Source organism: Emticicia sp. (genome assembly GCF_049241225.1).
In the GTDB taxonomy this organism is placed as follows: domain Bacteria; phylum Bacteroidota; class Bacteroidia; order Cytophagales; family Spirosomataceae; genus Emticicia.
This window is the reverse complement of record NZ_JBMLRC010000475.1, coordinates 107903-129709: the sequence shown is the minus strand read 5'-3', so window position 1 is coordinate 129709 and position 21807 is coordinate 107903. Positions and strand designations below refer to the sequence as shown.

Genomic DNA, 21807 nt, shown 5'->3' with positions numbered 1-21807 from the left:
TTTTAAGCGTATTTATCAACCAAACCCTGTAATTCAGCCATCGAGCCTTGCGAGTTGGCCGAAAAATGCCATTCATTACCCGACCTTCTGACTTGTGCAAAAACAACGGCGTTATCAAAGGCATGCGAAATATCTAAATCGTATTTGGTGATTTCTTTTTTAGAATCAACATCAACGATACGAATGTAGGCATCTTTGAGTAAGCCAAAGTTATGCCCACGATTGACGGCGTCGTGAATCGAAACACAAATAGCCAACTCTTGAGCATTGGGTGAAATAGTTTCGAGGTTTGCCAAAATAATTTCGTCGTCGTCTTCGGCTGCACCTGTACGATTATCGCCCGTGTGTTGAATGGCCCCATCGGGAGATTTTAGGTTATTATAAAACACAAAATAATCATCGGCAATGAGTTTTTGATTGCCACCTAAAATGAAGACCGAAGCGTCGAGGTCGATATTCATATTGGTTTTTTCCCAACCTAACCCAATCATTACTTTGTTGAGTTTGGTCATTTCTTTGCTGAGGTTAATCGAACCTCCCTTTTTTAAGTTGATAGACATAGCTTTTTACTGTTTGAAAAATTCGTTTAATAATTTATTTAAGTCTTGTTTTTGCTCGATGTGAGGTGTTTTCGACTGCATTTCTTTAAATTTTACTTCGATAGCCTCTAAATCGAGTGGTTTTTCGGTCATGGATTTTTGCTCCAGTTGTGCCTTTAATTGCTCAAAATCTGACTGAACGTTTAGTTCTGTTTCTATTTCTCGGAACTCTCGATTCAGATTGTTTTTTGCCGAATTCATGGCCGAAATACTCTCCGCTTCGGCTGCCAACTGATTGATTTTATCTTCATACTTTTCGAGGTTTGCCAATGCACTTGCATTAAGTCCACCGATCGATTCCGCAATTTGTTTTTGTGCTTTGGCGGTTTCGGCTCGTGCGGCATAAATCTTTTGTTTGGTGGAGGTTTCTTCAAGTTTTAGCTTAAATTCATCTAATTGAGCATTGAGTTGCTCAACCATTCTTTGTGAATTTTCGGCCAGAAGTCCGTATTCAATTTCCTTTTTTTCGGCAAGTGTTTTTTGAGTTAAAGCCTTTTTTGCTAAATCTTCATTGCCGTTTTGCATAGCCAAAGCCGCTCGCTGGTACCACGAAATAGCTTCGAGCTTAAATTGCTCGTGGTCTTTTTGCAGCTTTTTCTGATTGGCCATCGCTACGGCCACAGCTTTCGATAATTTGACTATCGAGGCTTCCAGTTCAGCTACTGCCAATTGCATCATTTGCACGGGGTCTTCGATAGTATCGAGTGCCGAGTGTGCTTGTGCTTTACTGATATTTAAGATTCTTTTGAGGATAGATGTCCACATAATTTGTTGCGTTTTGTTGCATCAAATGTATGGGAGTTTTGAATGACCGGCCAAGTGAGAAATTGATGATTGGGTAAAAATAAGGATGACCCAAGGAAACAATAGTGAGGAACTTTTTTTAGATTTTATAATAATCTGGTTTGTAGGTACACAGTCAGCAAAGATAAAGGTAGTTGAAAAATAGAGTATATTATCATAAAGTTCTATTTCTTCAATAATTGCAACATCTCATATTCAATATCATCAGCCGATTGCGGAGAACCACCGAGTTTTATGTGTCTGATAATACCATTTTGGTCGATAATGAGGTTTGTTGGGAAACCCAAAGCCCCATAAATACCTTGTGTGATTTCGCCCGCATCGGCCATGTGAAAGAAATTAAGTGGCATTTTCTTAAAGTATTCCTGCAATTGTTCTTTAGAATCGAGAGCCAGCGAAAGCAGTACAATTTGGTCGGCTTTGTGTTGTTTTTCGAGTCTGTTTTTTAGATTCTGTAAGCCAGGGTATTCGATTCTGCAACCAGAGCAGTTAATGAACCAACAATTCATTAAGACAACTTTTCCTTTGAGGTCGGATAAGAAAAACTCTTTTCCGCTAATATCTTTATATTTAAAATCGGGTGCTGGTTTGCCAATCCATTTTACTTTATAGGCTTCGTAAGGGTTTTCTTCTTGAGCGAATGTTTTGAATGATAGTAGGCTGAGTAGGAAAATTATTAAATGTTTTGGCATATTCGCTTAATTTTTTTGCTGAAAAATTAAGCGAATATATGCAAATGAATAATTCAACAAGCTATAAATTAATTACATTTCATACAGAAAGAATTAAATTTACATATATTTGAGTCATAAAACCATAATATTATGAGTGTTTCTGCCCAAAGTTTAAATGATGTTCAGTTGAATCTATTGAAGCTGTTTAGTAGGAAAATGTCTGAAACTGAACAAGCTGAAATCAATGAAATGCTTTTGAAGTATTATGATAATTTGCTTCAAAAAGAAGTACAACATGCCATTAATCAGAAAGGATACACAAAAGAAGACTTTGAAAATGTGTTGAATAATAGCCAACGTACAAAATAATGCGGGTAGTTATTGATACAAATTGCTTGATTGCTTCTATTCCTGCTAATGGAGACTATTTTTGGCTTTACTTGGCGTTCAGAAATAAGGAATTTACTTGGGTTGTAAGTACCGAAATTTTACAAGAGTATGAAGAAAAACTTAGCGAATTTTATAGCCCCGAAACCGCAGATGTAGTCCTGAAAATTCTACTTACCTCGCCAAATACTGAATTAGCCGTTCCATATTTTCGTTTAGGGTTGATTATCAATGACCCAGACGATAATAAATTTTCTGACCTTGCTATTTCTACCAATGCTCATTATTTAGTTTCAAACGATAAGCATTTTGACGTTTTCAAGAAAATAGATTTTCCTCCTTTAAACGTGGTAAAGTTGAATGAATTTAAGCAGATTCTTAATAAGTAGGCGATTTACTTCCTCTGCAAAACCTCCTCAATTTGTCTGATTAATTCTTGACCTTCGTCGTTGCTGGGGTCGCTTACTTGAGAAACTGCGAAGTTTCCTTTTTTATCAATTAAATAGTAGGCAGGAATGCCCGTTACGCCGTAGTTTTTAGTAATCGTACTATTTTCGTCGGCTCTGAGGTTGATGCCTTTTACATCGTACATTTTTATTGCTTCACGCCATTCGGCATCATTATCGAGCGAAATCTGAATAAAAACTACTTCATCTTTAAACCTTGCTTTCACGGTATCCATAAATTTCAGATCATAAATACACGGCCCACACCAACTTGCCCAAAAATCGAGATAGACTGTTTTACCTAGAAAATCTTTGAGAGAAACTTCTTTGCCATCCATATCTTTTAGCTTGAATGGTTTGGCGGGCGAGCCTTTGGCAAGCGTTTTAGAGAAGCTTACTTTCTTTGAAAGATAATTTTTATAGTCTCGGCTCGTGGCGGTTGCCAGAAAATCATCGACCATTGACTGAATTTTTGGCGTAATATTTTCGGCTTCAATCATATTCTTTAGTTTGAAGGCCGTTACTCGTTCTATCAATTGAAATGAAAAATAAGCACGAGAATACGATGATTTGATGAGATTAATCTCTTCAAGTTCGGTCAAATCTTTACGTTTTCTGACGGCCGATTTTGCTACGAATAAATCCATTAGATTCTGAAACATATTGCCGTATTCGAGCGAATGTGCTTGTACAGAGTCGGGGAGTTCCTCTATTTTTAACGAACTCTTTACTTTTTCTTCTGTCCAAGATGCGTACTTATTCCCCGACAAAAAATTTACTTTGTAGTTTTGTAGAGTTCCAATAATATCGGCCTTACGAGATTGAATGAAGTTGTCGGAAAGGAAAGGGGTTTTTTCAAGAAATTCGATTTGAACTTGCTGTTCATTGTCCAAAAAATCAAAGTATTGTTCTTGTGGGGCTTTGCTGAGGACATCAGCTTCTTTTTCAAAATCTCGTTTTTCTTCAAATTTTTCTCGTTGTTTCACATAATAATTGAGCTTATCCGACCCCATTCCCGTAAATTTCAACGAAGACCAAAAGTTTTTAGGAGTAAATTTCATTGAAATGTCATCTTCTGGCTCGATAATCCAATAATGGAAACCTTGGTCGGCGTAATAAAAATCAATGTAGGCCACATGATTGAGGCTCGTGCTAAAACTAAACTGGTTTTTATCGTTGAGTTTGATTTCGTATTCTTCTTCGTCGCCAACCCAGTCTCGGTAAAGCGTAATTAAAACTTTTCTTTCGGTCGGATTTTGTACTTCGCCTGAGAGTTTGAATATCCCTTGGGCTGAACAAAAATGTGATAGAAGAGCAAACAGAAAAAAGAAGCGAATCATAGCTATTTGATTTATGAAGACTGGCTTTTGTAATAGTTTTTGTGGAAAACGAAAATAGCCAGTAAGAAATTGACTAATGCCATCAAAATTACTGGAATTTTGAACATTATCAATAGTAAAAACAGAATTCCTGCAAAAAACAACCGCTGTAAATAGGCATCGTTTGATACATTATTGATATACTGCGTATGATGGTTGAGAAATATCATCGAAAGAATAAGAATAATGAGTTGCAGAGCAAAAAGATAACTCACGCCCTCGGGTAGGTTACGCAGCAAAACAATCAATTCGGGAATGAGTAGCAAAGAATAGGTGAGTAAGTAGCCCAAAAGTCGCTGTTGTGAACTTAGCGGCAGATTACGACTCAATGACAAAAATTGATTTTCGTAATAGTAAAACTGTTGACAAAAAACCGAATGTCCAGCTGCTGCAAAGAGTCCGCCGAGGGCCAAAAGGCGTTCGTCGTAAGCATCGGTTGGGTAAAGACCACAAACGCCAATAAGCATAAAGCACGAAAAAAGTTTGCTTAGTAATAACAATACGGGTTGTTTGGCAAACAAATATCTGATAAAAAAAAGATAAGAAGGTGTTCGGAAACGACTGAGAAGATTTTGAATAGGTTTCGCAGTAGCTCGAACAACATTTGGATGCTTGATACGATACTCGTAAACGATGATTCCTACTAATATAAATATGATATTAAAGCAAATGATGCTTAGTGTGGCTAAGAATTGTTTTTCTTCAATCCCGATTTTTATCATCCATAGTGAATATAGAAAAGTAAGTTGGATGAGGTTAAATTGCATCAAGCCCAATGCGAGATAACGCTTTGGTGCTGAAAAAAGCCTTATGTTGTAAAGAAATTCGTTGGATTTCGCCTCAAACATTCTGAGAGCGAAGAGCATGACCTTGATGGTATGTAATGCCCAAACCAAAAATGTCAGAGCGAGCATCGAAGGTAGTTTTAAGACTAATTTGATTATAGTTATGTGTTCGTTTGCTCGTAAGAAACCGAACGAAAACATCATCACGGCAAATATAAAAATGGCATTTTGGCGATAATATTCTTTCGTAATCGTCAGACTGAGTATGCGAGAGATTGTATTCATAATTGCGTAATGGTTTGATTTTGAACCAAATACATATTCTTGATAGCTAATTTCTCAAATCGGAAGTCTTGATGTGATGAAAGCAGGAAACTCACGCCTTGTTTTTCGGCATATTCTTTTACGAGTTCATAGACAATCTGCACCGAGCGGTCGTCTATCGTAATGAGGGGTTCATCGAGCATGATTAGGCTGGGTTTTCCGAGAAATGCACTCAATAATGAGATTTTTTTGAGCATTCCACTCGAATAAGTGCCGATGGCCGATTTCCAGTAAACATCTACTCCCAAAACTTCAGTGAGTAGTTTGAGTTGCGAAGCGTCGGCTTTTTTTGCTTCAGCAATAAAAGTTAATAAATCGTATCCCGACAAATAATCGGGGTAAAGTGGGTCGGCTTCGCTCATGTTTACCTGCATTCGGTAGGCAACCGCATCTTTTCTGATGTCGAGATTATTCCAAGAAATTTCGCCATCGAAAGGAATAATTCCTGCTACCGAACGAAAGAAAGTTGATTTTCCGGACCCGTTGATGCCCTTGAACCAATGAATTCCTTCGGGAATTTCTAAGTTTTCAACCGCAACGATTGTGTGGTTATTATAGCTTTTTGAAAAGTTTTTGACTTTGAGCATCTGAACGATTGACGATTTTTGAACGACGATTTACGATTTTTTTTGAATTTCTACCAAAGCATTTACATAAACGGTATCACTATCACAATTTGGGAAATTGTTTTACAACAATATTTATTAAAATATTTTAAAAATAAAATTCTACATAATCTTTGAAAAAGAATATTTGGCAAAAATGCGTAAAAACGGTCAAAAAATCGGTTTTTGTACTATTGTAAGGAAGTATTGCAAACTGACTCAAAAAAGTGATATTTTGACTGCTATTTAGTCTATTAATTTAATAGGATTATTCAAATTTTCTCTTGAAGTATTCCGAAAAACGTTGTAATATTCTAATATTCTGCTATAATTTTAAAACAACTTTCAGAAATTAACGATTTCTTAATTGACTTGTGTTCAAATACTTACATACATTTGCAACACAAAGGTTTTCGACGGAGGTAAATAATTGATATGACTTTTTTTAGTTTTAACTTTTTTAAATAGTACTCCAAAGAAAACACAAACAAAGAAAATTATGAAAAAATCTGCATTAGTATTGGCCCTTGCCGCAGCGATTGTCTCGGCAACAGCAACAGAAGGAATGGCACAAGCCAAAGCTGCTTCAGGAACGCCTGCCGCAGGAAAAACAAGTTCAACAGCTACAGTTACAAATTTGAGCGTTCAAGACATGGGGAGTCTTCGCTTTAAGTTAGCTTTTGAAAACCCTTTGCGACAAAAAACGAAAATATATTTACTCGATAAAGAAAACAATGTACTTTTCGATGAGTACACATACGGTAATACTCAATATGTTAGAGCTTTTAACCTTTCTAACTTGACTGACGGTGAATATAGTTTCGTAGTAGAAACAGGTAAAGAAAAATTGAAGAAAGATTTCGCTATCACAACCAAAACTCTTAGAGGAGTTTCTTTAGCGAGCAACAATTAATTTTTCAAAATTCACATTTTTATTAACAAACAGACATTAAACAATTAAGAAAATGAACAAGAACACTAAAAATATCATCAAAGCATTAGCAGTAGTATTCACATTAGCAACTGCTTCAACAGAAGGAATGGCTCAAACGAAAGCAGCTGGTAAAGTTGCATCGACTGAAAAAAGCACATTGAGCGTACAAGACTTAGGAAATTTACGTTTCAAATTAGCTTTTGAAAATCCTTCGAAACAAAAAACTAAAATCTCTTTGGTTGATAAAGAAAACAATTTGTTTTTCTACGATTATCCATCGAACGATACTCAATATGTAAAAGCATTTGATTTGTCGAACTTGGTTGATGGCGAATATACTTTCGTAGTAGAATTAGGTACTGAGAAATTGAAAAAAGATTTTGTAATCACTACGCAATCTTTACGTGGAATCGCTTTGGCAGGTGACCGCAAATAATATGGAGAGTTGTCAGCAAAGCCTAGACAAACTTCGTCAACACTAAAAACCTTTGTAATAAAATAAGAGCCGCTGCGTTTGCAACGGCTATTATTTTTATACGGCTACTGGGGCTTTTATACCCGGATGTGGGTCGTAGTCGGAAAGTGTAAAATCTTCAAATTTAAAATCAAAAATGCTTTTTACTTCTGGGTTTAAAGTCATTTTTGGTAGTTTACGTGGTTCACGAGAAAGTTGTTTTTCAACTTGCTCCAAATGGTTTAGATAAATATGTGTATCGCCACCTGTCCAAATAAACTCATGAGCTTCGAGGCCGCATTCTTGAGCAACCATCATCGTGAAAAGTGCATAAGATGCAATATTGAACGGAACCCCCAAAAATACATCGGCACTGCGTTGGTATAATTGGCAAGAAAGCTTATTATCAGCCACATAGAACTGAAAAAAAGCATGACAAGGCATCAATGCCATTTGCGATAACTCACCCACATTCCAAGCCGAAACAATGATTCGGCGTGAATCAGGCGATTTTTTTAGTTGATTTAGCACATCTTTCAGTTGGTCAATCACCTGTCCGTTTGGAGCTTCCCAACTACGCCATTGCTTTCCATAAACTGGCCCCAAATCACCGTTTTCGTCGGCCCATTCGTCCCAGATCGAAACACCATTTTCTTTCAAATAAGCAATATTAGTTTCTCCTTTAATAAACCAAAGTAGCTCATGAATGATAGATTTTGTGTGCACTTTTTTGGTCGTAACGAGCGGAAAACCTTCTTGCAGATTGAAACGCATTTGGTAGCCAAAAACACTAATAGTACCAGTGCCTGTTCGGTCAGTTTTTTTTGTGCCGTTTTCGAGAATATGCTTTAATAAATCGTGGTATTGCTTCATTTGCGATAAAATCTTGGAGTTTTTTGGCAAAGATAGTGCTTATTGGGGAATGAATGACTACCCTCATAAAACAAATAGTAAAATCAATAAAAAGAAAAGCAGACCCGACCGAGCCTGCTTTTTAATATACTAACAATAAATTAACTAAAACTCATACAGTTGCTTATGGCTATCATGTTATTTTTAGTGACATCAGCAATGTACGGTCTGCCATTTGAATTATTATCAGTTTTTACACCACTTAAAGCATTGTGTATATAGTTGTAAATAGAGCTGATAATATCAGAAGTATGATAGGTTGTATTTGCAATTGAATTATATGGTGGCGTGATGATATTAGTATTTGAGCCATCTGTAAATTGAACAATTGCTTGTGCAAAAGTTAGGATTGGAGAGGCTCCAGTAGTACTTGGTAATTTGAAGCCCATCAATACAATAATATGGTCATCTTTTGAATTATCGCCAATTTCATAATCAATTTTGCACGAAACAAACATTCCTAATTTAGCTGATACAGATGATTCTTGATACCAAGTACGGAATGGATAATTTTGGTAAGTATATTCAACCACCTGCTGGAATTCGGTATTAGATGTAGAAAATAAATCTTGTTTTACTTGCCAATTTAGATTAGCGGAGCTACCAATAGCACTTTTCAGAGCACTAGGGAAATTAGCGTTGCTAAATGACATTTGATAGTTTTTTCGGGTATCATTTGGGTTTGTATAAACCTCTACATTGAATGGTGAAGATACGGTTGTACATATTCTATTTAGGGTATGGCATACTACTGCCAAAAAGTAAAACTGCCCGCCATTATCAGTTGCTTTATAAACCGCATTTGCAATTTTATTGAATGCTCCCGTGACAAAATCGAAAACATCCACAAACGTATCGGCGGCCTCTTCCGAAATCCCTAGTGTTTCAATGGCTCCAGTGGTCCCTAAATACCATGCTATGAAATCTACACTTTTTATGATTTCATTAGAAATTTGATATGCACCTTTTGATGACCAGTTAAAATGCTGAATAGATACTAAATTGCCATAATTATCAAAATATGCATCAAAATTGACTGTGTCGTTTTGTACGAAAACAGAATTGTCGTGTTGCAGATGAACACTGTATTTTGTCCAACCATCCGATGGAAGATTATCCGTATCATCATTCAAATTGGCAGATAATGATTTGGTTGTAGATTGTTCCGAAAAGCTCGGACAATTAACAGTATATTGCGAATCTTCCACAACATAAACCACTTTGTTATCAGAAGCATGATTAGTTGTAGCAGGGTATAGATTAAATAATGTAGTGAAATCGATGTAAGGCCGCTGATAGCTGGTTGCCCAAAATGCTGGCTCAGATGGATAAATCAAGAACGACTGAACTTGATTCTTCCAATCGCCTTGTTTACTTCCACTTAAATTATCCCTTTCTACATTATTTAGGTCTGAATAGGGGGTATTGGGATTTATTTTAAGGAAGTTTCCTTTAAAATCTGTATCATCAAAAATTATTAGCCACGATTGAGGGCCATTATTTAAAGCTGTGATACTATACGCCCCAGTCATGTGAACAGAATTGGTGGTGTAGCCCACGTTTGCAACAGAGCCACAATTATATGGAGCTTGAAAAGTGCGATTGTCACCCAAGAAACCTGCATTTTCTGTAAATAAAACTTCTCCGTTATGCAGAGCAAATAGCTGAGAGTTTGAGGGTGTTGTGTATGAATTTCCACCCCAAAATGCTGGTTGTTGTTTATAGAGGATAAAGCTTTTCATTTGATTTTTCCAATCTCCTTGCTCATGTCCATTGGTGTCATATCTTGTTACATGATTGAGGTCGGAGAGATAGGTATTTGGCCCAATTTTTTTTGAGTTACCTCTGTAGTTTGTATCATTGAAAATAATTACCCAAGTTGAGTCATAAGTTTCTAATGAATCAGTATTTCCAGTAATATTATCTTGGCCTTGAGCACCCGAAAAAACGTCATTTAGGCCGCCTCTGTCATTATTATTCCAAATTTGAAAGTCCATTGTTTTATATCATTTAAATAGTATGTGATTTGATAAAAATAGTTGAGAATAGATTTGAGAAGGGCATGATTGTGCTGCCCCTAATGAGAGGTTTTTGTTTTTTAGTTTTCATGATTATAAGCTGTTTTTTTTGAACTTACTGAGACAAATGTAGAGTCAAAAAACTGATTTTTGTTATCTCATTTTTGGCATTCTTTAACTCATTTTTGACATTACTACATAAAAATCAAAAAATAGGTCGTTTTTTTGGGGCAAATACCATTTGTTTTCTTTATCCTTCATAGGGAAACTATTTTGAGTAGTGACATTTATAAAAGCCTTGATTTTGGTAGAGTTGAATTTACTATTTCTCACTAATTTGGCCGATTTGTTTGTACACTGTAAACTAAGTTAGTATAAGTTTTGCTTTAGTTCCCTCCCCATCGGGGAGGATGGTCGGCCTCTGCCGTTAGAGAGGAGTCAAAACAGACTAATTATCAATTGCTTACAAATTCCACCCTTTCTTTTCCTCCCCGATGAGGAGGGAGGGACACGAAAAAAATGTTGTACTTACTTAAATTACAGTGTAGTTGATCATCTGTAAAGTATTACCTAAAAGTTTTTTGAATTATTGATTTTCAAGTTTGGCATAAATCAATTCTAGAGATAAATAATTGCATGCTAAATGAGAAGCCTGATGATTTGCTTTTGATCTACCTTTCAGCGGGCTGCCTCTGCCGCGAATTCAAACCACTTCGTATATTTTTTTGATAGGCGTACATAGCAAAATTTTTGCATTTTTAATACCGACCCTAAGTTTTAGTTTTGTTAATTTTGGTAGTTGCTTGAGTAGGTCGTTTTGTTCTAAGTATTGTAAAACGATGATCGAAATACATCCAAGTAAAAGGGTGCCTAAAATCTGAGAAAAGTAGTTTGTAGTTAATAGTCGTCAGGCTAGAAAAATGCTTATTATCAGTATTTTATACAAATTGGTATTGTCGATTGCCATTGGCCATTTACTTAATAAGAGTTATAGCAGAGTTTTTAATAATCAAAGCAGCGTGAGAGATTAATAGCAATTTTGTTTTAATGAATAATCTGAAGGAATATACTGTAAGTTCAGACTATTAAATGTTCTGATTTAGTTTCTGTGCGGTTTCGATTTTATCCAGACAATTTCTGATTCTTCTTCTGGAGGCTGTAAAGCGTTCTCCATTCGAGAGCTTTAATGTAAGTTTATTGTTTTCAAGGCTATAAGCAGAGATATACGCAATATTTATAATATGGCTTCGACTAATGCGAATAAATTTGTCGTAGTCGATAGATGAGTGGACTAAATGAAGCGTTTGTGAGGCAACTGTTTTAGATTGGTGAATTGTGTGGATTAGTGTATAATTGCTTTCGCTTTGCAAATACATGATTTTATCAATTTCTATTTGCTGACGGCGGGTTAAATAAAGAGTTTTCATGGTATATAGTTGGTATTTAACGGTAAATCAAACCTTCTTTATAGTTTGTATCTTTAACCTAAAAATTATGTTTTACTGATAATTTTACACAAAATGGCACAAATTTTATATCAGTCTATATTTTTTGCCATTAAATTAATGTTAAAGAATAAAAAGTGTTTTGGGTTACGTTCGGAAAGTCAAAAGTAGTGGGTGGAAAGCTTTTGCGTATGCGTAAAAATACCTGTTTTAAGGTGAATGAATATTTTTTTTCAATAAAACTTCCGAACATTTAGGGTGATTGGGGGCTATCAAATCGAAAGTTTTTTTACATTTACGTCCAAAACTAATCTAATCATTTGAAACGTAAGCTTATTTCATTGCACGAACGTATAAAGCAAGATTGGAAATATCTCACTCTTCTTGCCTATTTTATTGTTGCGATTCTGACAACAATGCTGCATTTTTTCAGAAAAGGCCAAGAGGGTGTGCTGCTTGATGGCTATCTTTCTACGCTGGCCGGCATCGTGGCAACTTTGGTGGTAACAACTTTTTCGTTTGTGTTTGTGGCTCTACAGTTGGCTTCGGTGCAGTTTTCCCCTCGAATCATTCGCTCGTTTTTTGAGTACGACCATTTCAGCCGCTTTTTCCTGTGGTCGTTTTTAGCTTGTGTTGGGTACCTGATGGGCCTACAATACTTTGGATTTTCTGATGCTTCGTTGATTTATCCAAAGTTTGGTATTGTTGGGGCATTTTATCTGATTTTATTGGTTTTTCCGCTGTTTATCCACCACGTGGTTGATAATATAAACGCTTCGAGCATCACACAAAATATTGCCAAACGGACTATTAAAGAGATTGGTCAATTATATGAGGTAGCTGATTTGAAATTTGAGAAACCTAATACAATACTGATTATCAACAAAGAAAGTGGCTATCTTGACTCAATACAGTATAAAGGCTTGTGTCGGCTTATCCCAGAGAATAACATCTCAAAGGTTTCTGTAAAACCCCATGTAGGTAGTTTTGTACCAGAAGGTATGCCCTTGGTTGAGGTTATTTATGCAGCAGATGAGCGGGAGTTTTATGAGCAGAAAAAAACGCAAATTGCCAATCAGTTTATTATCAGTAAGTTTCGAAGCTATGAGCAAGATATTCCTTTCGGAATAAGACAATTAGTCGATATTGCGATCAAAGCTATCTCACCCGCCGTAAACGACCCAACCACCGCACTAAACTGTATTGATTACCTTGGAAATATTATAAAAAAAGCCGCCTTGAGTAATTCAATTTCAAAAGATGCCGAAATTCTTCAAAAAAGAAACATTTATATCAGAGAGTTTAACTTTGAGCAATTAGTCGATCTAGCTTTCGACCAAATTTATCATTGGGGTAAAGAAGATTATATAATTGTACGTCATTTAATCAAAACTATTTCATTTATTATTCCTTTTGTGCATGATTCACAAAGACTATATGTTTTATTCGCTCAAGTAGAAGACATGGAATTATCTTTTTTAAAAGAAAACTATGAAGAGCTGATTAAAAAAGAAGAAAATGTTTGTCCGTTTAAGCGAGCCGAGCATCGAAATAGTCTGCGAGACTATTTGGCCGATTATTACGAAATCGCTATCGAACAAATTAATAAAACAGGCCTTGCTGACCTAAAACTTAAATCAATCAAAAAATCATATGAACGAAATCGGGCTTTTGTATTGAGGCATCGAGAATAAGCTTATCTAAAAATATCACGTCGGCGTTTCTTTCGGAAATATTTTTTGAAACCTAAATAAAGAAAAAGAATAGCCGCCACTCCAAAAAGTAATGAAAGCGAGTTGAGCGAAACCAAAGCAAGTAAAATAGCGATACCTAAGATGATAAAGCCAGTATAAATCGTAGAATTAAGTGGAACTGGTTTTCGGCGTTTTTTTAGAGTTTTTTTGTCTTTTGAATGCTGATTTGGGAATATTTTTTCAAAAAAAGTTTCTTGTTTTTTGCTTATTTTTTTTCGTTTTTTTCTTCCTCCATCATCATTGATTTGTGTATTTTGAGTACTTATTTCATTATTTTCTGACTGAAAAGCTTCCTTTGATTCAGTAAAGGTAAACGAATTTTGGGTAGAAGCAATCAGATTTGGTTGTTCGGGATTAACGACTTCGAGAGGAATTTCTATGGGCATTTTCTTGGCAGCGTAGTTGATGTTTGGAGACTTCTGAAAGCTGGCAAATTCTTTTCGGCACGATGTAAAAGTAATGAGCGAAAGAATAAAAAGAGTTAGTTGTTTCATTAAAAAGGGATTCGATAAAACTGAATTCAGGCTTATAAAACGTCATATTGCTTAATTTGTTGTTATATAATTATCAAAAAAACTTAACCGTACAATAAATATTTAGATAAAAGTTTGTTCAACATAAACTTAAAGATTGTATGTTTATGATTATTTGCACAGCATTTCTACTGCGGTTTATTCGATGAAATCTATCTTGCTTCTTTTATCATTGTTGTATATCCTTATAAGCAGTTGTCGCCCACCCGATGATATCATGCCGAAGGAAGTAACCTATACGCTCAAAGAAAGACCAGATTTTCCGATAATACTGCAAGCAAAATCGTTTCAAATTTCGGTTGGTGATACAATTTGGTTAGAAACCTCTTTTACCGAACAAGAATTACTCAGTAAACTCAAAGGAAATTCTTCAATCAATGATTTGAATGCCAATTTTAGTTTTAATATATCTAATCTGACCGAACCAGGAAGGTTTATGCAAAGTCAATTTTTTGAAATCATTCTCAAAAATGGTAGAATTTTTAATAAACAAGAAAAAGTAGGTCAGCTTAATTATTTGATGAATTTTGAAAACTTACAAAAAGTTTACAAAATAAAAATTGGTTTTTTGATGAAACGAGAGGGCGTTTTTGGTTTTAGTTTATCTAACTTTTCGAGTACACAAGTAGCCAATAATCAGACAGATTATTTTCTTGGTGGTGGACAAATGAATTTTATTGATAATAATAAAACCTTTTATGGAACGCTAACTTTTTCTTGGCCAGATAAGGCTGCCAACGAAACTTTCTTCAAGAATTTGAATGTAAAGACCGAAGCAGATTTTCGTTTAGAGCAATACTATTTCTTTAAAGTAGGCAAATGATTATGAAAACTGGAGGATTACGCATTTTTTTAATGATAATTGGTCTATTTTGTGGAGCTTGCCGTCCAAAGTATATTTCTAACAGTAAATATTTTGAAACGCCCATAAATATTTCTGCAAAAGGTGCAATCTTAACAAAAAACGATACTCTATGGATTGAAATAAAACCAAACCCTACTCTTAGAGAGACCAAAACAAACAAAGAGTACACATTCCAGAATGCCTCTTACACGCTTTCGGCAAGAATGGAGGCTTGGAGAAAAAACTTTAACGCCACCGATTTTCTGAATAATTTTCAAATTGTGACCCAAAAAGGAAGTTTGATAAATTACTCCATTTCAAGCTATAATGATGGCTTTTTAGTCGATTTTGGAATGCGATTTGGCTATCCCGATGAAAGTGAATTAAAATTCGGAATTGTATGCTCGAATGTAGGTATTTTTAGTTTGACATTTGGAGGTAATATTAATCCTGGTGTGAATAATAGTAATTGTCAAAAGAATTCATGCCAAAGTGAAAATTCATATCTACTTTATGCTTTCAAGCCCGAAGATACAAATTGGGCGATTTATGATAAATTGACTAAATCAGAAAAGCGAGGCACTGAAAAATACTACACCGAGAAGCAGAAAAATGAAAGAAATACGTATTTTTTTGAAGTAACAGAATGAAGCCCATAAATACCCCAACAACAAAAAAGAGAGATTATCGGCTTATCTCTCTTTTTTAAATTATGCTGCAGAATTATCTAAAATAAATATCAGTCTCTTTTTGTCTTTGTTTCTTATCAATGACTGCACCAACGCCAGCACCTGCACCAGCACCAACTACGCCACCGATAACTGCACCTTGGCCTTTCTTTTTAGATACAACTGCACCAGTTACAGCTCCAACACCAGCACCGATAATTGCACCTTTGGCTACATTACTCATTTTTTTCTTTCTCGTATTACTTGCATAACTTACAGGGGCTGTCGGAGTTGTGCTTCTTGAGCTTGAAGTATAGGCATTTGCCGAAGAGGCTGTTGCCGCAGTATTCACATTATTTGGTTTAGCCTCAGCTACGTTTTTCAACGAATCTATTTGTCTTTGTTGTTGACTAATCAAATTTACTTGCTTCATCGAATCTACGGCCGCTTGTTTGGCTTTTGCAATTTCAGCATCTGAGTTAGTCGATTTTGTATTACAACCGTATATGCCTGTGAGCGTCATTAAAATCAAAATTACTTTTTTCATGATAGTATATATTTTAGTGTTAGATAATTACTGAATCAATTTGTTTTTCATTCTGAAATTATTGTTCCACCTTGTAAGGCGACTATATTGTGTAACAAACTGGGGAAAATATTCCCCGAAAAGGGGAGGGCGATATGATTTATTAATTGTATAGGGCGGTGTTTTTCTTTTATCTTATCAAAATTTTCTCATTTAGAGCAAACCTCAAACCAAATCCGAGTAATTTTAGTTAACCTAAGTAGAATTTGCGTAATTTTGCAGAAAGTTGATAAGATTGTATAGTCAATCAAACAACTAAATAGCTTTTGGGGAGCATTTGGCAATAACTGCCGACGGTGAACCAAAAATTACAGACTATTTATATGATAGAAAGACCAATAACCGACTGGTTGCCGCTTACCAAAAAAGAGGTTGAAAAAAGAGGCTGGACTGATGTAGATGTAGTATTGATTTCGGGCGATGCCTACGTTGACCACCCCGCTTTTGGAACAGCCGTAATCGGCAGGATTATAGAAAGCGAAGGCTTCAGAATTGCAATCGTGGCACAGCCAAACTGGCAAGACGATTTGCGTGATTTCAAGAAATTTGGTAAACCCAAATACTTCTTTGGCGTAACGGCTGGCTGCATGGATTCGATGGTGAATCATTATACTGCCAACAAGCGTTTACGCTCCAACGACTCCTACACACCAGGTGGCGAAGCGGGTTTCAGACCCGATTATGCTACCACTGTTTATTCCAAAATTTTAAAGCAGCTCTATCCCGATGTACCAGTTTTGATTGGTGGAATCGAGGCTTCGCTTCGCCGTGTGACCCACTACGATTATTGGAAAGATGAGTTGATGCCAACAATCTTGGCTGATTCTGAGGCTGATATGTTGGTTTATGGTATGGGTGAGCAGCCACTACGCGAGTTGTTGAGTCGCTTGAAAAATGGTGAAACTTTTGAGCAAGTAAGAGATATCAATCAGATTGCTTATTTGCACGAATCGCACGATGATATTCCTGAGCATAAAGGTTGGAGTTCGGTAGAAATTGCAAGCCATGAGGTTTGTTTGCAAGATAAACTCAAATACGCTTCTAATTTTAAGGTTGTAGAGGTAGAGTCGAATAAATGGCAGGCGAACCGAATTTTGCAGAAAGTAGGAGATAAGACATTGGTGATAAATCCGCCATTCAAGACAATGGAAGAAAAGGAAATCGACCAATCGTTTGATTTACCATATACCCGTTTGCCACATCCGAAATACAAAAATCGTGGGCCGATTCCTGCTTACGAAATGATTAAGTTTTCGATAAATATGCACCGCGGGTGTTTTGGTGGTTGTAGTTTCTGTACGATTTCGGCTCACCAAGGCAAGTTTATTGCTTCTCGTTCCGAAACTTCGATTATGAAAGAAGTGGAAGAATTGGTAAAACACCCTGAGTTTAAAGGTTATATCTCAGATTTGGGTGGGCCATCGGCCAATATGTATAAGATGAAAGGTAAAGATGAGTCAATCTGTAATCGTTGCCAAGCTCCGAGTTGCATTCACCCAGTTATTTGCTCGAATCTTGATACTTCGCACAAGCCAATTACCGAAATTTACCGAAAAGTAGATGCTCATCCCGAAATCAAAAAAGCTTTTGTGGGTTCGGGTGTACGATACGATTTGTTGGTCGATGATTTTAATAAAAATAACAAAGACGGCAATCACGACGAATACATGGAGCAGTTGGTTACTCGCCACGTTTCGGGGCGATTGAAAGTTGCACCAGAGCATACATCAGATGATACTTTGCGGGTAATGCGTAAGCCTTCGTTTAAGTATTTCAGAAAATTCAAGGAAAAATACGACAAGATTCAAGATAAGCATAATCTGAAGCAGCCGTTAATTCCATATTTTATTTCTTCTCACCCAGGTTGTGAGGAGGCCGATATGGCAAATTTGGCTGCTGAAACCAAAGATTTAGGTTTTCAGTTGGAGCAAGTACAAGATTTCACACCAACCCCAATGACGGTAGCGGAGGTGATTTATTATACGGGCGTACATCCTTACACGCTTCAACCCATCAAAACTGCCAAAACTCGTGAAGAAAAATTGGCTCAAAATCGCTTCTTTTTTTGGTATAAACCCGAATTTAGAAGCTGGATTCGCAGCCGACTACACAAATTGAATCGCCCAGATTTGGCAGATAGATTACTGGCAAGTCCGAAGAAAAAAGAGCAGCAAGTTCAATCTATGGCGGTAGGAGATAAGAAGAAGAAAAAGAAGAAATGGTAATATTTTTTTAACGATGGCAAGGTTCAAAACCTTGCCATCGTTTGTTTTATATACTATTAAGAATTACTGTTTCTGATAAACCCTCACATAATCAACTTCATATTTGATTAACTTGGTTTCGGACTTTGGTTCTCCACCATTTTGTCCACCAATTGCCAAGTTTAGCAATAGAAAATGTGGCTGTAAAAATGGGTTTTTACCATCGGGGTTGATGGTTTCTGAAAGCGAAGTAGAGTTGAGCAATTCATCATCTAAATACAGATTGATACTTTCGGGTGTCCAATCCATTCGCCAAATATGAAATTGTTTTACCCAATCTTTATTTTTGTCGGTAAAATGTTTCAAGTTCGTTTTTGAGTCGTCCCATTTAGCTACATATTGTTTGCCTGTTCCGTAGGCCACATTGGCCAAGATTGTTGGTTCGGATTTTACCCGATAAAATTCCATCAAATCAATTTCACCATTCGATGGCCATTCTCCCGCATTCCCTAACGTCCAGATTGCTGGCCATGAGCCAAGCGTTGTATCGATTTTAGCTCTGATAATGAAAGTGCCAAATTGCCATTCTTGCAAGCCTTTGGTCTGAATACTGGCCGACGTAAAATTGATTTCTTTTCTATTTTTTCGCCAACTTGCATTTCCTTCCTCATAGTTTGGGTTTGGAATTTGCACTCTTTTGCCTTCAATCAGCAAGACACCATTTTGGCAATTGGCATTTTCTTCTTGATACCATTGTAATTCTTCGTTTCTGACAAAGCCTTTTTCTGATTTCCAAAACTTAGGGTTAGGTTTTCCATTTTCATTAAATTCATCTTGCCAGACGAGCTTCATTCCTTCAATGGGTTTAGCTTCGCTGAAATCGGGGAGTTGAGGGTTTAGACTTTGCCCAAATATTTTAGAAATACTTAGAATCAGAAGAAAGATATTTTTCATAAAAGAAATTTAAGTTTTACAAATGTAAGAAATTTCCTCATTTCCTATCCTGCAACCTAAACTCATTGGGCGACGTCCCAACGTATTTTTTAAACAACTTCGCAAAATAATTGGGGTATTCAAATTTGAGCAAATATGCAATTTCTGAAATCGAATACGAAGTATGTAGTAGGTATTTCTGAGCTTCATGAATGAGGTTTTGGTGAACTAATTCGATGGCCGATTTTCCAGCTACGGCCTTACAAATCCGATTCAGATGCACGGGCGTAATATTGAGTTCATCGGCAAATTCGGGAATACTTTTGGGGTATTCAGAATGCTTGATGTTTTGCTGAAATTTGCGGAAATGTATCATCATCAACGAATCTCCTTTTTGAGCTTCCACTTGCTTATTGAGCCGATGCAGATAAATAAAAAACTGCGTAAGATATGAACGTAACATCAAGAAGCGTTCGGGGTTTTCTCTAAATAACTCTATTTCGATGTTTACTAAGATTCGTAGAAGCTGTTCAAAAGAAATTTCTTCTTCAAAACTATTCAAAATCCTGATGTCTTCATAAGTTTGCCAAATCGGATTTGATGTTTTAAAAATATCCTCCATAATGCTCTCCGAAAGTGTCAAGATATAACCTTCAACATTGGGTGTATAAACCAATCCGTGCAGTTTTGTAGGAGGTATCAGCATAATACACGGTGCATGAAGTTCTTGCTGTTTCGTAGCTTCTTGGAACAAAAGTGAGCCTTTTTGTAAAATAAATACTTGAAAAAGCTGTGTATGTATGTGTGGTTTGATACTCCAGTCGAATGTTTGGCTACGAGTAGCTATTAATTCTAAGAATATATATTCCGATGAATAACGTCCATAATCATCGCCATAAAGCCCATCAAAGTTGAGGATATTCTTTTCTTGTTTCATTGAGTCAATGTTTGATTTTTATCTATAAAAGTAAAAATAGTTTCCTATTAATGTTATTAAAAGTCAAGAAATTTGTAAAAATAATTACAACGCATTTTATACCTCATTCATTAATATGAAAATCTACCTACTTGGCAGCCTTATTAGTTTATTTTTCAGTTTCACTGACTCGAATGCACAAGATAAGCTACAATTTGATGCCACAAAATATGAAGTTCAAACACAAGATTTCAACGGTAAAACTATCAAAGTTAGGGCTTATGAAAGAATTGTGTATGTGGCAAATCCTGTAGATTTAACGCACCAAATTTTGAATATTTACATACCAGAAGAATATTTTAATGGTGGCTCCATCAACGGATACATTGCCGAGACTGCTCCGATTTTTTTTCCAAATCGTGTGGGTGGATACATGCCTGCTGTACCAGCTACTTTTATAGTTCCAGAACAAAGAGGGGGCTTCCCGAACAATAATAAAACAGTTATAACCGCTCTTTCAAAAGGTTATATTGTGGCTTCGGCTGGTGCGAGAGGTAGGATTAATAAAAATGAGAAAGGGGAATTGACAGGCAAAGCCCCAGCTGGAATTGTAGATTTAAAAGCAGCAATTCGATACCTAAAGTTCAATGATAAAATTATGGCTGGAAATGCCAATAAGATTATCTCTAACGGCACAAGTGCGGGTGGGGCGATGTCAACTTTACTGGGTGCAACGGGTAATCACGCTGATTATGAACCTTTTCTGAAGGCTCTTGGAGCTGCCAATGCTACCGATGATATTTTTGCTGTTTCAGCTTATTGTCCAATCACCAATCTTGAAAATGCTGATATGGCCTACGAATGGCAGTTGAATAAAATACACTCTTTTAATTTTAGAGGTAAATCGGGCGTTTTAGATGCCGAATCTATCAAAGTTTCTGATGATTTAAAGGCGGCTTTTCCGAATTATCTCAATAGCCTGAATCTAAAAAATGAGGCAGGCATAAAACTGACTTTAGATGCCGATGGGAATGGTAACTTCAAAGAATTAGTAAAATCATACATCGTTGCTTCGGCTCAAAAAGCCTTGTCATCGGGAACAGATTTATCAAAAATTAATGCCTTCGAAATCAAAGATGGGAAAGTACTTTCAGTCGATTTTGATGCCTACATGGTATATCTCGAACGTATGAAAACTCCGCCCGCTTTTGATGCTCTCGACAATAAATCGTTTGAAAACAACCTTTTCGGTACTACTTCGATTGAAAATCGTCATTTTACTGATTATTCTTCCACACATTCAAAAGACCCAAATGCCACAATAGCCGACAAACAGACGATAAAAATGATGAATCCAATGAATTATGTGGGCGATAAACAAGCCAAAACGGCTAAAAATTGGAGAGTCCGTCACGGTGCAAAAGATAAAGATACGGGTTTTGCAGTATCTATAATTTTGGCAACAACTTTACAAAATAAAGGTTTCAAAGTTGATTTTGCTTTACCTTGGGGTGTACCACATTCGGGAGATTATGACTTGGAAGAATTATTTGTTTGGATGGACAAAATTTGTAAGTAATAACATTACGTAGAGATGTTTCAT

Annotated in this window: 22 protein-coding genes; 9 read left to right on the top strand and 13 right to left on the bottom strand. The window is 36.2% G+C overall.

Annotation, left to right across the window (positions count from 1 at the left end; translation table 11 throughout):
* Window positions 1-2: 2 nt before the first annotated feature.
* From ACOVO2_RS24975 to ACOVO2_RS24965, 3 genes are all read right to left on the bottom strand, one after another.
* On the bottom strand, window positions 3-560 hold the full coding sequence (locus tag ACOVO2_RS24975; protein ID WP_421772591.1) for a TerD family protein: 558 nt from the start codon (window positions 558-560) through the stop codon (window positions 3-5).
* A gap of 6 nt (window positions 561-566) precedes the next feature.
* Window positions 567-1364 (bottom strand): PspA/IM30 family protein, encoded by a 798-nt coding sequence (locus ACOVO2_RS24970; RefSeq protein WP_421772590.1) that lies wholly within the window; start codon window positions 1362-1364, stop codon window positions 567-569.
* Window positions 1365-1567: 203 nt separating this feature from the next.
* Window positions 1568-2095 (bottom strand): peroxiredoxin family protein, encoded by a 528-nt coding sequence (locus ACOVO2_RS24965; RefSeq protein ID WP_421772589.1) that lies wholly within the window; start codon window positions 2093-2095, stop codon window positions 1568-1570.
* Window positions 2096-2227: 132 nt separating this feature from the next.
* Between ACOVO2_RS24965 and ACOVO2_RS24960 the strand changes: the two genes are divergently transcribed.
* Together ACOVO2_RS24960 and ACOVO2_RS24955 are read left to right on the top strand one after the other, a co-directional pair.
* Entirely contained in the window at window positions 2228-2446 is a 219-nt protein-coding gene (locus ACOVO2_RS24960; protein ID WP_421772588.1) for a hypothetical protein, read from the top strand.
* A complete protein-coding gene (locus ACOVO2_RS24955; protein ID WP_188771203.1) occupies window positions 2446-2853 on the top strand; it encodes a putative toxin-antitoxin system toxin component, PIN family in 408 nt (135 codons plus the stop codon). The genes ACOVO2_RS24960 and ACOVO2_RS24955 overlap by 1 nt, the downstream gene beginning before the upstream one ends.
* Before the next feature lie 5 nt (window positions 2854-2858).
* On the opposite strand, the gene ACOVO2_RS24950 is transcribed toward ACOVO2_RS24955, so the two are convergent.
* The 3 genes from ACOVO2_RS24950 to ACOVO2_RS24940 are packed head-to-tail and all read right to left on the bottom strand — an operon-like array spanning window position 2859 to window position 5985.
* Window positions 2859-4250: a TlpA family protein disulfide reductase gene (locus ACOVO2_RS24950; RefSeq protein WP_421772587.1), complete on the bottom strand. Its 1392-nt coding sequence runs from the start codon at window positions 4248-4250 to the stop codon at window positions 2859-2861.
* Between the two features lie 11 nt (window positions 4251-4261).
* The gene (locus ACOVO2_RS24945) at window positions 4262-5359 is read right to left on the bottom strand and encodes a hypothetical protein (protein ID WP_421772586.1); all 1098 of its coding nucleotides are present in this window, start codon (window positions 5357-5359) and stop codon (window positions 4262-4264) included.
* On the bottom strand, window positions 5356-5985 hold the full coding sequence (locus tag ACOVO2_RS24940; RefSeq protein WP_421772585.1) for an ABC transporter ATP-binding protein: 630 nt from the start codon (window positions 5983-5985) through the stop codon (window positions 5356-5358). The genes ACOVO2_RS24945 and ACOVO2_RS24940 overlap by 4 nt, the downstream gene beginning before the upstream one ends.
* A 517-nt stretch (window positions 5986-6502) precedes the next feature.
* Here ACOVO2_RS24940 and ACOVO2_RS24935 point away from each other — a divergent pair.
* Both ACOVO2_RS24935 and ACOVO2_RS24930 read left to right on the top strand, forming a co-directional pair.
* On the top strand, window positions 6503-6916 hold the full coding sequence (locus tag ACOVO2_RS24935) for a hypothetical protein (protein ID WP_421772584.1): 414 nt from the start codon (window positions 6503-6505) through the stop codon (window positions 6914-6916).
* A gap of 52 nt (window positions 6917-6968) precedes the next feature.
* Window positions 6969-7373, top strand: coding sequence for a hypothetical protein (locus ACOVO2_RS24930; protein WP_421772583.1), 405 nt, complete (start codon window positions 6969-6971; stop codon window positions 7371-7373).
* Window positions 7374-7469: 96 nt separating this feature from the next.
* Here the strand turns inward: ACOVO2_RS24930 and ACOVO2_RS24925 are convergent, their stop codons facing one another.
* The 3 genes from ACOVO2_RS24925 to ACOVO2_RS24915 form a co-directional block, all read right to left on the bottom strand.
* Window positions 7470-8264 (bottom strand): thymidylate synthase, encoded by a 795-nt coding sequence (locus ACOVO2_RS24925; RefSeq protein WP_421772582.1) that lies wholly within the window; start codon window positions 8262-8264, stop codon window positions 7470-7472.
* A gap of 140 nt (window positions 8265-8404) precedes the next feature.
* Window positions 8405-10300, bottom strand: a complete 1896-nt coding sequence (locus tag ACOVO2_RS24920) for a hypothetical protein (protein ID WP_421772581.1) — start codon at window positions 10298-10300, stop codon at window positions 8405-8407.
* 1106 nt (window positions 10301-11406) lie between these two features.
* On the bottom strand, window positions 11407-11748 hold the full coding sequence (locus ACOVO2_RS24915) for a LytTR family transcriptional regulator DNA-binding domain-containing protein (RefSeq protein WP_421772580.1): 342 nt from the start codon (window positions 11746-11748) through the stop codon (window positions 11407-11409).
* Window positions 11749-12086: 338 nt separating this feature from the next.
* Between ACOVO2_RS24915 and ACOVO2_RS24910 the strand changes: the two genes are divergently transcribed.
* A complete protein-coding gene (locus tag ACOVO2_RS24910) occupies window positions 12087-13460 on the top strand; it encodes a DUF2254 domain-containing protein (RefSeq protein WP_421772579.1) in 1374 nt (457 codons plus the stop codon).
* 2 nt (window positions 13461-13462) lie between these two features.
* On the opposite strand, the gene ACOVO2_RS24905 is transcribed toward ACOVO2_RS24910, so the two are convergent.
* A complete protein-coding gene (locus ACOVO2_RS24905) occupies window positions 13463-14014 on the bottom strand; it encodes a hypothetical protein (protein WP_421772578.1) in 552 nt (183 codons plus the stop codon).
* Window positions 14015-14270: 256 nt separating this feature from the next.
* Here ACOVO2_RS24905 and ACOVO2_RS24900 point away from each other — a divergent pair, with 256 nt between their 5' ends.
* The gene (locus tag ACOVO2_RS24900) at window positions 14271-14876 is read left to right on the top strand and encodes a hypothetical protein (RefSeq protein WP_421772577.1); all 606 of its coding nucleotides are present in this window, start codon (window positions 14271-14273) and stop codon (window positions 14874-14876) included.
* Between the two features lie 2 nt (window positions 14877-14878).
* A complete protein-coding gene (locus ACOVO2_RS24895) occupies window positions 14879-15547 on the top strand; it encodes a hypothetical protein (RefSeq protein ID WP_421772576.1) in 669 nt (222 codons plus the stop codon).
* A gap of 73 nt (window positions 15548-15620) precedes the next feature.
* On the opposite strand, the gene ACOVO2_RS24890 is transcribed toward ACOVO2_RS24895, so the two are convergent.
* Window positions 15621-16112, bottom strand: a complete 492-nt coding sequence (locus ACOVO2_RS24890; protein ID WP_421772575.1) for a YMGG-like glycine zipper-containing protein — start codon at window positions 16110-16112, stop codon at window positions 15621-15623.
* Between the two features lie 362 nt (window positions 16113-16474).
* On the opposite strand from ACOVO2_RS24890, the gene ACOVO2_RS24885 reads away from it, so the two are divergent.
* Entirely contained in the window at window positions 16475-18376 is a 1902-nt protein-coding gene (locus tag ACOVO2_RS24885) for a YgiQ family radical SAM protein (protein ID WP_421772574.1), read from the top strand.
* 63 nt (window positions 18377-18439) lie between these two features.
* Here ACOVO2_RS24885 and ACOVO2_RS24880 read toward each other — a convergent pair whose 3' ends face one another.
* Window positions 18440-19309: a glycoside hydrolase family 16 protein gene (locus tag ACOVO2_RS24880; RefSeq protein ID WP_421772573.1), complete on the bottom strand. Its 870-nt coding sequence runs from the start codon at window positions 19307-19309 to the stop codon at window positions 18440-18442.
* 37 nt (window positions 19310-19346) lie between these two features.
* Entirely contained in the window at window positions 19347-20225 is an 879-nt protein-coding gene (locus ACOVO2_RS24875) for a helix-turn-helix domain-containing protein (protein WP_421772572.1), read from the bottom strand.
* A gap of 115 nt (window positions 20226-20340) precedes the next feature.
* On the opposite strand from ACOVO2_RS24875, the gene ACOVO2_RS24870 reads away from it, so the two are divergent.
* Window positions 20341-21783, top strand: a complete 1443-nt coding sequence (locus ACOVO2_RS24870; RefSeq protein WP_421772571.1) for a subtype B tannase — start codon at window positions 20341-20343, stop codon at window positions 21781-21783.
* The last annotated feature ends 24 nt before the right edge of the window (window positions 21784-21807 follow it).

Bases quoted from the DNA above. Each gene is read 5' to 3' on its own strand.
- ACOVO2_RS24975 (WP_421772591.1), bottom strand. From the start codon at position 560: ATGTCTATCAACTTAAAAAAGGGAGGTTCGATTAACCTCAGCAAAGAA.
- ACOVO2_RS24970 (WP_421772590.1), bottom strand. From the start codon at position 1,364: ATGTGGACATCTATCCTCAAAAGAATCTTAAATATCAGTAAAGCACAA.
- ACOVO2_RS24965 (WP_421772589.1), bottom strand. From the start codon at position 2,095: ATGCCAAAACATTTAATAATTTTCCTACTCAGCCTACTATCATTCAAA.
- ACOVO2_RS24960 (WP_421772588.1), top strand. From the start codon at position 2,228: ATGAGTGTTTCTGCCCAAAGTTTAAATGATGTTCAGTTGAATCTATTG.
- ACOVO2_RS24955 (WP_188771203.1), top strand. From the start codon at position 2,446: ATGCGGGTAGTTATTGATACAAATTGCTTGATTGCTTCTATTCCTGCT.
- ACOVO2_RS24950 (WP_421772587.1), bottom strand. From the start codon at position 4,250: ATGATTCGCTTCTTTTTTCTGTTTGCTCTTCTATCACATTTTTGTTCA.
- ACOVO2_RS24945 (WP_421772586.1), bottom strand. From the start codon at position 5,359: ATGAATACAATCTCTCGCATACTCAGTCTGACGATTACGAAAGAATAT.
- ACOVO2_RS24940 (WP_421772585.1), bottom strand. From the start codon at position 5,985: ATGCTCAAAGTCAAAAACTTTTCAAAAAGCTATAATAACCACACAATC.
- ACOVO2_RS24935 (WP_421772584.1), top strand. From the start codon at position 6,503: ATGAAAAAATCTGCATTAGTATTGGCCCTTGCCGCAGCGATTGTCTCG.
- ACOVO2_RS24930 (WP_421772583.1), top strand. From the start codon at position 6,969: ATGAACAAGAACACTAAAAATATCATCAAAGCATTAGCAGTAGTATTC.
- ACOVO2_RS24925 (WP_421772582.1), bottom strand. From the start codon at position 8,264: ATGAAGCAATACCACGATTTATTAAAGCATATTCTCGAAAACGGCACA.
- ACOVO2_RS24920 (WP_421772581.1), bottom strand. From the start codon at position 10,300: ATGGACTTTCAAATTTGGAATAATAATGACAGAGGCGGCCTAAATGAC.
- ACOVO2_RS24915 (WP_421772580.1), bottom strand. From the start codon at position 11,748: ATGAAAACTCTTTATTTAACCCGCCGTCAGCAAATAGAAATTGATAAA.
- ACOVO2_RS24905 (WP_421772578.1), bottom strand. From the start codon at position 14,014: ATGAAACAACTAACTCTTTTTATTCTTTCGCTCATTACTTTTACATCG.
- ACOVO2_RS24900 (WP_421772577.1), top strand. From the start codon at position 14,271: ATGCCGAAGGAAGTAACCTATACGCTCAAAGAAAGACCAGATTTTCCG.
- ACOVO2_RS24895 (WP_421772576.1), top strand. From the start codon at position 14,879: ATGAAAACTGGAGGATTACGCATTTTTTTAATGATAATTGGTCTATTT.
- ACOVO2_RS24890 (WP_421772575.1), bottom strand. From the start codon at position 16,112: ATGAAAAAAGTAATTTTGATTTTAATGACGCTCACAGGCATATACGGT.
- ACOVO2_RS24885 (WP_421772574.1), top strand. From the start codon at position 16,475: ATGATAGAAAGACCAATAACCGACTGGTTGCCGCTTACCAAAAAAGAG.
- ACOVO2_RS24880 (WP_421772573.1), bottom strand. From the start codon at position 19,309: ATGAAAAATATCTTTCTTCTGATTCTAAGTATTTCTAAAATATTTGGG.
- ACOVO2_RS24875 (WP_421772572.1), bottom strand. From the start codon at position 20,225: ATGAAACAAGAAAAGAATATCCTCAACTTTGATGGGCTTTATGGCGAT.
- ACOVO2_RS24870 (WP_421772571.1), top strand. From the start codon at position 20,341: ATGAAAATCTACCTACTTGGCAGCCTTATTAGTTTATTTTTCAGTTTC.